8 protein-coding genes and 2 pseudogenes are annotated in these 10281 nt (G+C 41.5%); 5 read left to right on the forward strand and 5 right to left on the reverse strand.

The window, feature by feature from the left end; translation table 11 throughout:
* Positions 1-251 (forward strand): annotated as a pseudogene (locus AAA939_RS14795) (recombinase family protein); the annotation flags it as partial.
* A 420-nt stretch (positions 252-671) separates the two neighbouring features.
* Here the strand turns inward: AAA939_RS14795 and AAA939_RS14800 are convergent.
* The 3 genes from AAA939_RS14800 to AAA939_RS14810 all read right to left on the reverse strand — a co-directional run bounded on the left by AAA939_RS14800 (position 672) and on the right by AAA939_RS14810 (position 3974).
* Positions 672-1616, reverse strand: coding sequence for an L-lactate dehydrogenase (locus AAA939_RS14800; RefSeq protein ID WP_027821212.1), 945 nt, complete (start codon positions 1614-1616; stop codon positions 672-674).
* Between the two features lie 32 nt (positions 1617-1648).
* On the reverse strand, positions 1649-2458 hold the full coding sequence (locus tag AAA939_RS14805) for a 2-keto-4-pentenoate hydratase (RefSeq protein WP_012390814.1): 810 nt from the start codon (positions 2456-2458) through the stop codon (positions 1649-1651).
* A 190-nt stretch (positions 2459-2648) separates the two neighbouring features.
* On the reverse strand, positions 2649-3974 hold the full coding sequence (locus AAA939_RS14810; protein WP_057717379.1) for an MFS transporter: 1326 nt from the start codon (positions 3972-3974) through the stop codon (positions 2649-2651).
* A gap of 671 nt (positions 3975-4645) precedes the next feature.
* Between AAA939_RS14810 and nrdI the strand changes: the two genes are divergently transcribed.
* The 4 genes from nrdI to nrdF all read left to right on the forward strand — a co-directional run bounded on the left by nrdI (position 4646) and on the right by nrdF (position 9277).
* Positions 4646-5104, forward strand: a complete 459-nt coding sequence (gene nrdI / locus AAA939_RS14815) for a class Ib ribonucleoside-diphosphate reductase assembly flavoprotein NrdI (RefSeq protein ID WP_071665479.1) — start codon at positions 4646-4648, stop codon at positions 5102-5104.
* A 27-nt stretch (positions 5105-5131) separates the two neighbouring features.
* Positions 5132-7279 carry a class 1b ribonucleoside-diphosphate reductase subunit alpha gene (gene nrdE, locus AAA939_RS14820; protein ID WP_029508458.1) on the forward strand — a complete coding sequence of 716 codons (2148 nt, stop codon included), beginning with the start codon at positions 5132-5134 and terminating at the stop codon, positions 7277-7279.
* A gap of 106 nt (positions 7280-7385) precedes the next feature.
* Entirely contained in the window at positions 7386-8312 is a 927-nt protein-coding gene (locus AAA939_RS14825; protein ID WP_010623241.1) for a ribonucleotide-diphosphate reductase subunit beta, read from the forward strand.
* A gap of 14 nt (positions 8313-8326) precedes the next feature.
* Positions 8327-9277 carry a class 1b ribonucleoside-diphosphate reductase subunit beta gene (gene nrdF, locus AAA939_RS14830; RefSeq protein ID WP_020923860.1) on the forward strand — a complete coding sequence of 317 codons (951 nt, stop codon included), beginning with the start codon at positions 8327-8329 and terminating at the stop codon, positions 9275-9277.
* A gap of 128 nt (positions 9278-9405) precedes the next feature.
* Here nrdF and AAA939_RS14835 read toward each other — a convergent pair whose 3' ends face one another.
* Complete coding sequence (locus AAA939_RS14835; protein WP_251919706.1) at positions 9406-10008, reverse strand: DDE-type integrase/transposase/recombinase; 603 nt, start codon at positions 10006-10008, stop codon at positions 9406-9408.
* 91 nt (positions 10009-10099) lie between these two features.
* Positions 10100-10281: pseudogene (locus tag AAA939_RS14840) on the reverse strand (IS30 family transposase); the annotation flags it as partial.

The raw sequence follows: 10281 nt of genomic DNA on the forward strand, positions 1-10281 counted from the left end.
TATTTAGCGCCTTTGCGCAGTTTGAACGCGATATGATTGTCACGCGCACACAAGAAGGTAAATTGTATGCCAAGCAACATGATCCGTTGTTTCGGGAAGGGCGACCGAAAACGTATTCTGATGAACAGATCAGATTTGCTTATGAGTTGCGAAAACAAGGCATGACTTATAAGATGATTGAACGAAAGACGGGGATTAGTAAACGCACGCAGCAGCGTCGGTTTAAGTTAATTGAAAAAGATAGCTTCTAAATTTATTTAAGATGGCTTAAATTAGCCTAAACATGAATACTTAAATAATCGCTTACTAAAAAGATTACTGCTTGGTTTAAGTAGTCTTGAGAAATATTCATTTTGAAATTGGAGGCATTAAATTATACTAGCTTTCTATATAATATTAGTTGTGATAGGGTTCGATATGAACTACAAGAGGCCCGCTCAATTGTTAGTTGAGCAGGCCCTTTGTGGGTATTTTGATAAAGAGTTAGTCACTCTATGCTAATTATAAGTCTTAGTTTCCCTTCATTATAAAATTTTGAGAGCGTAAAATATCTTTTATGCATTTACACAAGATATTTTACGCTCTCCTTAATTATTTTAAGGATTAACATATAATACAAAAACCGCTAGAAATTGACAATTAGGCCAGCTTCTAGCGGTTATTTAATAGCATTAGTTGCCATTTGAGGCTGCTCGTTGTTCTTCAGCCTTAACCCGGTCTTTAATGTACTTAGCTGAAGTTGCTAACTTTTCCTGTTCAGTGGCTGTTAAGTCGAGCTGCAATTGTGCAACTACTCCATCGCGGCCAACTACTGCCGGGTACGAAAGGTAAGTGCCATATTCTTCGCGGTAATTAGACACTGGCATTTCTGTTCGGGCATCACTCAATAAGGCGTTAGTCAGACGAACCGCCGCTGTTGCTACCCCATAATTGGTATATTTTTTGCCCTTATAAACCATATAACCGCCTTGTCGCGAACGTTCTTCGACATCAGCTAAATTCACATGCCGTTCTTTAGCCAGATCAACCACCTGCTTGCCCAAAACGCGAACTGTCGACCAGGCGGTAAACTGAGAGTTACCATGTTCACCAAGATTAAAGCCAACTACCGATCGGGAATCTACATTTAAGGCTTCGCCAACGCAAGCCCGCATCCGAGCTGAATCTAGCAGGGTTCCCGTCCCCAGCACGTGTTCTTTAGGGAGCCCCGTCAGTTTTTGATACATGGAGGTAATAACATCACATGGATTAGTTACGTCGACTAGCTTACCATGAAAGCCATTATCAACCAGTTTTTTTGCTACTAACGGGACTTGGGTACGGGTAAATTTAAATTCTGCAAAACGATCATGATCAGGCGTATCAACTAGCTTCGATTTACCAAGGGTCGAAACCACCACATCACAATCAGCCAATTGTGAATCATCGTTAACGGTCAAATTAGTATGATAAGGCAGGTTTGCCATTGCATCTCTTAAATCAAGCGCATCAGCGCGAACCTTTGCTTCGTTCGTGTCATACAGTGCTAAATCATCCGTAAATCCACAAGCAACGAGGTAATGAGCAACGGTTGCCCCGACATGTCCCATTCCAATAACTGCTACTTTCCTAGTCATAATAAGACTTCCTTTCTGATTGACCCCACTAATTAATCATTGACATTAACAACCACATCACCGAACCCGTGGTCAAACTTAGCTTCCCACTTGCCTGCTGTTAAATGTGGAGGTAAGAGAAAGGTACCAGATGAAACTAGCTGTCCCGCTCGGAACCGTTTACCCTGGGCAGCAAGTTTACCGACTAGCCATTGCAAAGACTTAAAGGGATTACCAAGGACTTCACTAGACTGCCCTGTCGCTTCTTTTTGTCCATCATGATAGAGAGTCGCACTTACGTTGGCAGCATCATCAACAGTTGAGAATACTTCATCTGCTGGCCGCTCACTGCCATACACGACGTAACCGCCAACTGCACAATCACTCATAACACAGTATTTATTTAGGTCGGGGAACCAGTCAGCAAACCGACAGTCAGGGAGCTCCAAGGTTCCACAAACGGTGGTCTTATGACGAAGATCATCTAAACTATCGCTTGGTAATAAGTCTTCCGTTGCGCGAAAGCCTAATTCAACTTCTAATAACGGAGCCATTGTTTGCCGCTTTAATGATAAGACCGCTGGTGATGGTAAAAAGTGTGAATCAACTTGTTGTCCATACAGTGGGCTATCAGCATCAAACATATCCTGAGTTTGCTGGCTAGTCAGCGAAACTTTGTAGCCGCCGGTTGGTAACTGCTTTAACTGGGCAACGCAATCTTGAACCGCATAGGCCGTTTCATCATCGGTTACAACCCCTTCCCAGTCTGCTCTTTTTAGTGGCTGCTTAGTTTGATAAGCATTAAACAGTGCTTGGGCAAATGATTTTTGTTGTGTATTTAAGGTAACGTTTTGATTAGTCATAATTTTTCCCTCCATTATGGCCAGTTGCCGTTACCATGAAAATCTTATTCTAACTTTGTAACTACAACTGACACGTCCATTTTCTAATTTTACTTTTCACAATATTGATAATGCCTGAAATGTCGCTATCTGACATTTCCACCACCTCCTTTAAGGCCGAAATTGCTTGATTGCGTTTCTTCAATTATATTTACTTAGTGTAATCCACTGATTTGGTTTCCTTTGTCAAAAGTAAAGCAACGATTGAGACCAAACTCATAAATGCAAGGTAGTAACCAACTGCGTGGATCCCCCATTGTCCAACTAACCAAGATGCAATAGTTGGGGCAAAAGCAGCACCAACGATAGCGGACATATTGTAAGCAATTCCAGCACCTGAATACCTTGTACTTGTTGGGAAGAGTTCAGGCAGCATTGCACCAACTGGACCATAGATAACTCCCATTGCTAAGAAACCAACCAACAAGAAGAATAAAGTTCCAACAACGTTTTGGTGTCCTTGGAAAAAGAATGGAAATACAAACGAGAATACGAAGATGGCTGCAGTTCCTGCAAGCAATACTGTTCTGCGGCCAAATCGGTCTGACAAAATTGACGAATAAACAATCATTCCGGCAAATACAACGATTGATCCCATCAATAACATCAAGAATTCACGGCTATCAAATCCAAGCACGGCAGTTCCATAACTCAATGACCAAGTTGAAAGTAGAAAGAAGAACGTGTAGGAAACAGCCATAATAAATGTTCCTTGGAGGATTTGTTTCCAGCTCTTAGTGAATACCTGTGCCAATGGTGCTTTTTTGACGTTATCCCGTTTTTGAGCCAATCGGAATAATGGAGTTTCTTGCATCTTTCTTCTCACCCAAAGTCCGAAGACAACCAGAACAGCTGAGGCAACGAATGGTACCCGCCAACCAAATTCTACCATCTGTGACTTGGTCAATACGGTTTCCAAAATAACGTATAAACCGTTACTCAAAAAGAATCCAATTGGAGCACCCAGTTCAGTAAACGAACCAAATAGTGCCCGCTTACCCTTTGGAGCGTTCTCAGTGGCAACTAAAACGGCCCCTGACCATTCACCACCAAGACCAATGCCCTGAGTAAATCTTGCTAAACATAGAAGTAAAATTGCAGTCATTCCCAAAGTTCTATAACCGGGAAGAAAACCAATGACAACGGTAGATAGCCCCATCATCAGCAATGAGACAACTAATGCCCGCTTACGACCTAACTTATCGCCAAAGTGACCAAATAATAGCGACCCTAGAGGGCGAGCTACAAACGCAACTCCGAATGTCAGTAAACTAAGGATCATTGCGATTGTTGGGGTTACTGATGGGAAAAAGACGTTTGGAAAATATGTTGCTGCGGCAGTACCGTATGCATAAAAGTCAAAAAATTCAATTGCGGTTCCAATCATAGATGCCATAATGACAGTTTTAACTGGATCTCGTTCCATTTTGGCAACTTTTGCTTCTGTTAAAGAATATGTATTTGATGTTTCTTCCATTTGCTCCACTCCTATTCAATCAAAACAAGTAAATTCTACCAATAATTGCAGTCTCATTCATAATTAAGGGAAGTTTGTCACTTCCTTAAAAATAAAAAAACACCAAGGACCTTAAGACAGTCCTTGGTGTTAAATAACCAATTCTGCCCGCTTGCTTGCGGGCACATCAATTCGCCCGCGCATTAAATAATAATAATTACGCGGGTAATAATGGTGTTCAATTTAAATGTTGAATTGGTCATTTTCATTCCTCTTTTCATGAATTATATAGAATATTATCACGGTTAATATTAAAAGTAAATAAGAAAATGAAAGCTTTTCAAATTTTATTTTTAAAAACAAAGTCACTTGGTAGACATAATCAAAATATTTTTTGATCATGAACCGTACAGTGTGCTCTTCTCAATTGATAACAAGGCCTTTGGTGCAAACTGTGAGCTGGGTCCTGGGAGCTTGCTTCCATTCATTAAAAGTCCCGTTTATCGTCTCTTAGTGCAGCTTAAAATACCAACGGTGGGCCCATTTTAGCCACCTCGCATGAATCTTTATATTCAACACAATTTGTAGATCAATCAGATCGTCCACCAATTTGCATAGACACCACATATAGTGCTATTATAATTGTCTAACCACTATATATAGAAAAAGGACGATGATTAGTTACGGAAACCATAAATATTCTCTACATCAGTTTGAGTGGCAACACGAAATATTTTATTAGCAGACTGACAACATACTTTGAGAAAGAACGTCATGTTCGGGTTAGTTCAATTAATGTTAAAGAACACCCTGAATTCACCACTCTTGACCAGCCGTTTGTTACCTTCCTACCAGCCTTTCTTAAAGGTGGTAATGGGGTTAATAACGGTTATACTGAAATATTAACCACTATTTTGGGAGATTACCTCGCGTACGAAGGCAATTACCAGCATTGCTACGGTATTATCGGTAGCGGTAATCGTAATTTTAATAAGCAGTTTGCACTCACGGCTAAACAATATGCTAAACGCTTCGATTTTCCTTACATTACCGATTTTGAGCTACGTGGCACCGCACACGACATTCCTCGCATTGCCGATGCCATCTTAACCTATCGCAATCAATTTTGTTTTCAAACAACGAAGGAGTAATCCCTAATGGTAACTAGCACCCCAGAAATGGAAAATACCTATTTTTACTTAAATAACCTCGTAAATATCCCAAGCAACGGAGAAATTCCGCTACATTATGATCAAGAAGCCCTAAAGGCTTATTTCGAAGAGACAGTTAAACCGAAGACCAAGCAATTTGATTCGTTAAATGCCAAGTTAAATTACTTGGTTGACGAAGATTATATCGATCCAAGTATCCTGGAACAATACTCTCACAAGTTTGTGCAGTCCTTGTTCGACCAAATGAGAGACCATCACTTTCGTTTTCGCAGCTTTCTCGGTGCCTACAAGTTCTACACACAATATGCCATGAAAACTAATGATGGCCAGCAATTTTTGGAAGACTTTGTCGATCGCGTCGTCTTCAATGCCCTCTATCTCGCTAATGGTGATGAACAACTTGCCAATGACGTTGCCGATGAATTGATTTCACAACGTTATCAGCCTGCCACCCCCACGTTTCTCAACGCGGGTAAAAAACGGCGCGGTGAAATGGTATCATGTTTTTTAATCGATGTGGCCGACTCCATGCTCTCAATTGGACGCGGCGTTAATTCTGCCCTTCAACTATCTCGAATCGGTGGGGGCGTCGGCGTTAACCTGTCAAACTTGCGCGCCTCAGGTGATCCTATTAAGCAGATTTCCAACGCCTCGTCTGGCGTTGTACCAGTGATGAAGTTACTTGAAGACTCATTTAGCTACAGTAACCAACTTGGGCAACGGAACGGCGCCGGAGTGGTTTATCTCAACGTCTTCCATCCTGACATCTTACATTTTCTGGATACCAAAAAGGAAAATGCGGACGAAAAAATTCGGGTGAAGACCTTGTCCCTCGGTTTGATTGTTCCTGATAAATATTATGAATTACTCAAGACTAACGAACCAATGTATCTTTTTAGCCCCTATGATGTCGAACGTGAATATCGTACGCCATTTGCTTACATCGATATCACCAAAGAATATAACAACATGGTCGCTAACCCCAATATTAAGAAGTCAGTTTTTAACGCGCGGAAACTAGAACAAAAGATTTCTCAACTCCAACAAGAATCTGGTTATCCTTACATCTTGAACATTGATACGGCCAACCAAACTAACCCTGTCGATGGCAAAATTATTATGAGTAACCTTTGTAGTGAGATCTTACAGCCTCAAGAACCGTCAAAACTTGATGATGACCTATCGTACAAGACAATTGGCACCGATATTTCATGTAATCTCGGATCAACTAATATCATGAATATGATTGACTCGCCGGACTTCGGTCACTCAGTTGAGGTTGCTGTTCGTGCGCTCACCCTCGTAACTGACACAACCGACGTTAAGGAAGTACCGACTGTTAAACATGGTAACGAACTTTACCACACGATTGGATTAGGGGCTATGGGTCTGCATACTGCCCTTGCACGCCACCAAATTGAGTATGGCTCACCAGAGGCCCTTGAATTTACTGATGCCTACTTCCTAGCTTTAAACTACTATTCACTCGTTACGAGCAATCGAATTGCCCGTGAACGCCACGAAACCTTCGCTAAATTTGACCAATCAAAGTACGCTGATGGCAGTTACTTCGATCAATACTTGAACGCAGACTTTAAATTTAAGAGTACCAAAGTTGCAAAAATCTTCAAAAATATTAAATTACCATCTGTTACAGATTGGAAGGCACTCAAGCAAGCTGTGATTACTGGCGGCCTTTATCATCGTAATAGACTCGCTGTGGCACCGAACGGGTCAATTTCGTACGTCAATGAAACAAGTGCATCACTTCATCCAATCACACAATTAGTAGAACAACGGCAGGAAAATAAGGTAGGCTCAATCTTCTATCCAGCACCTTACCTGTCTAACGAAACTTTGCCTTACTACACACCCGCATATGATATTGATCAACGAAAAATTATTGACACCTATGCCGTAGCTCAAAAGCACATTGATCAAGGCATGAGTCTGACACTATTTATGCGTTCAGTTTTGAAACCTGACCTTTACGAGTGGAAGGACAATAACAATTTAAAGATGACAACCCGAGACCTTAACCGGTTACGGAATTACGCCTGGACAAAGGGCATTAAGTCACTTTATTACATTCGAACGTTTACAGAAGACGATGAAATTAAAACGGCAAATGAATGTGAATCATGCATGATCTAGGAAATTCACTTGGGGTCTTACCGTCCGTTTAACACACCGGCATACGTTATTGGGTCACAAGACCCATATACCCATGAATCCTAATTAAGGAGACGAACAAATAACGATGGACTATTTATACTACAAAGCAATTAACTGGGATGATATTAAAGATAATTTCGATAAATACATGTGGGAACGACTCACCACTAACTTTTGGTTGGACATTCGGATTCCCATCACGAATGATCAAACGGCTTGGCAACAGCTATCAGATACTCAACAACAGGCCATTACTCGTATGTTGGCAGGTACATCAATGTTAGCCGTCTACCAATCAGAAGTTGGCACCCCTGCTATTCGCCACGATCGGCGAACTCAACAAGAAGAATCCGTATTAAACACCATTACCTTTATGAAATCAGTCCATGCCAAAAGCTGTACGACCATTTTCCGGGCTCTGATTCCGGGTAACGGCGGTGAAAGTTTTACTTGGGCAGATGATAATGCCAATCTGCAAGCTGAAATTGACCAACTAGCCCAAATGAGCACTAGCGATATGGCCTTACAGAAAAAAGCCCTTTTTATTCTGACTGAAACTGGGCTCTCGTTTGGTAAATACTGGACAATACTTCAAACACAGGCTCTCGTCAATACTTACCAAATGTTGGCTAATATTCTCCGCGGTAGCGCCCTTTTTAGTGCTTATATTGGTTACAAATTTCGCCTCAGATTTGAAGAACTCACTGTAAGTGATCAAACCGAACTGCAGTATTGGATTAATACACAGTTTGATCAACTCATGCAAACTGAAAAAGACTTCTTAGAAGCTAACCTTGACGATGCCACCGAAGCCATCAATCTGGCCTCCTATGGTGCCAATCATGCATTAATGTCACTTGGCTTTAACGCTGTCTACGAAGTTCAACCGTCTTCACTAGTGGCGCAACTCAAAGAACTGATGATTGATCAAAATCAATTTTTGCAACAGGTAACGGCTGCAAACAATGAATCGGACACTGAAAAAATGACCGATGACGACTACGACTTTTAAGGAGTATTCAACTAATGAGCTATAAAACAATTAATTGGGACATCATCGAAGACGAACTTGACGAATATGTATGGGATAAAGCAACGGCACAATACTGGCTGGATACGCGAGTACCTGTTTCTAATGATTTACGGGACTGGCGGACACTCTCTGGCACCGAAAAATCGGTTATCAATCGGGTTGTGGGTGGATTAGCCTTGCTGGACACACTCCAATCTGAAGAAGGAGTCGACGTGATGCGGCCCGACGTTCGGACACGAAAAGAAGCAGCAGTCCTCAATGACTTTTTGATGATGGAGTCAATTCATGCCAAAAGCTACGGCACTATTTTGACATCTTTGAACGATCAAGCCACTGTTGACGAAGTATTCAAATGGATGAACAATAATCCCAGAATGCAATACAAAGCCAAACGGATCAATGATATTTATCAAACGGGAAACAACCTTGAAAAGAAAGTTGCAAGCGTCTTTCTTGAAGGAATTTTGTACTACACCAACTTTTTTACCCCACTTTGGTACCGTGGTAACAATAAGCTGGCAAATCTTTCTGAAGTTATCAAACTGGTGATCCGCGATGAATCTGTTCATGGTACCTACCTCGGCTACAAATTTCAATTGGGATATAACGAGCTATCGGCGACTGAACAAAAAACATTCAAAAAGTGGATGGATGAGTTGCTCGACGATCTCCTTGAGAACGAGTTTGCGTTCACCGAAGAAGTTTACGCGCCGATTGGGTTAGCGGAAGACGTTAAACAATTCGTTCACTACAACGCCAACAAGGCGCTCCAAAATATGGGCTTTGAATCCCGCTTCCCCAATGCTGAGATTAAAGATATCAACCCAATCGTAATGAACGGAATTTCAACCGAAACGGCCAATCATGATTTCTTTTCACAAGTTGGTGCTGGCTATCTAATGGGTAATGCTGAAGCTATGAGTAGCGGCGACTATGACTTCTAACATAGGCTTCTAGACATAATTAAAATTAAAAAAAGGCTAATATCTACAGGAAATATTAAAGTAAAGCCCCCTGAGTTGTACTAGTCCCTGTCAAGTTGTCATTTGAAATAATATAAGTTTTGCTTTGCTTAAACGGCCTCATTCCAGTATTCCGCTGGGGTGAGGTCGTTTCTTGCTGGTGAACGATCTAGTTGATTAAAATAGTTGATGCCTTCTTCGACCAAGGCCACTAATTCTTTATAGGTAACTGGTTTAGCGTGTCGATCAATCCAGCGCAATTTGAACTCGTTCCACCAACGTTCCATTGGTGCGTTATCATACGGCGTCCCTGGTCGTGACATACTACGGGTGACTTCATGTTGCGCCAAAAAGTTATTGAATGTTCCTGATGTGCATGCCGAATCTCGGTCAGTATGCACTACAGGGTGGACGTCACCCGCAAAATTAAAGGCCCGTTGAAAAACCTGAACTTTTGCCTTCGAAGTTTCAGTTTCACTTAATTTATGGGCAATTAGATGGCGACCGTAAAGATCCAGCGCGCCACTCAAACGCACTTTATACTGACCGTTAACACCATAGGTCAATTCCGTTGAATCAGCTAACCAAACCTGGTTTGGTTGGTTAACGCCAAAACGCTGATTTAAAACATTATCTTGTAAGTATTGCTCCTGTTGTTTGATTCGTGAATGCTTTTTCTGATGAACCTGGCAACGAATGCCTAGCTTGCTCATAATCCGCTTAACTTGCTTTAACGTCACCTGTTCGGTGACGGCCGGGTCTTTTCTGAGATTAGATAATATTTTGGTACGGTAGATTGCAAATTTAATCCGAATTTTTGGACAAATTTGTCAGCATAACCTGATACGGTGTTTGCCAGTCGAGTATTTTAAGCGGTCGCTGGTTAATTTGGAGTAACGTCGTCGTTAAATCTTGAGCACTAATGTGCTCAAAACGAGTCCCTTTAGGATAAAAATAACGTAAATTCCGATTAAAGCGTTCATTAC

This window comes from Lactiplantibacillus paraxiangfangensis (assembly GCF_036246185.1).
Lineage (GTDB): Bacteria > Bacillota > Bacilli > Lactobacillales > Lactobacillaceae > Lactiplantibacillus > Lactiplantibacillus paraxiangfangensis.

Coding starts and splice junctions, on each gene's coding strand:
- AAA939_RS14805 (WP_012390814.1), bottom strand. CDS start 2,458: ATGACTAATCAAAACGTTACCTTAAATACACAACAAAAATCATTTGCC.
- AAA939_RS14810 (WP_057717379.1), bottom strand. CDS start 3,974: ATGGAAGAAACATCAAATACATATTCTTTAACAGAAGCAAAAGTTGCC.
- nrdF (WP_020923860.1), top strand. CDS start 8,327: ATGAGCTATAAAACAATTAATTGGGACATCATCGAAGACGAACTTGAC.
- AAA939_RS14825 (WP_010623241.1), top strand. CDS start 7,386: ATGGACTATTTATACTACAAAGCAATTAACTGGGATGATATTAAAGAT.
- AAA939_RS14800 (WP_027821212.1), bottom strand. CDS start 1,616: ATGACTAGGAAAGTAGCAGTTATTGGAATGGGACATGTCGGGGCAACC.
- nrdE (WP_029508458.1), top strand. CDS start 5,132: ATGGAAAATACCTATTTTTACTTAAATAACCTCGTAAATATCCCAAGC.
- AAA939_RS14835 (WP_251919706.1), bottom strand. CDS start 10,008: ATGAGCAAGCTAGGCATTCGTTGCCAGGTTCATCAGAAAAAGCATTCA.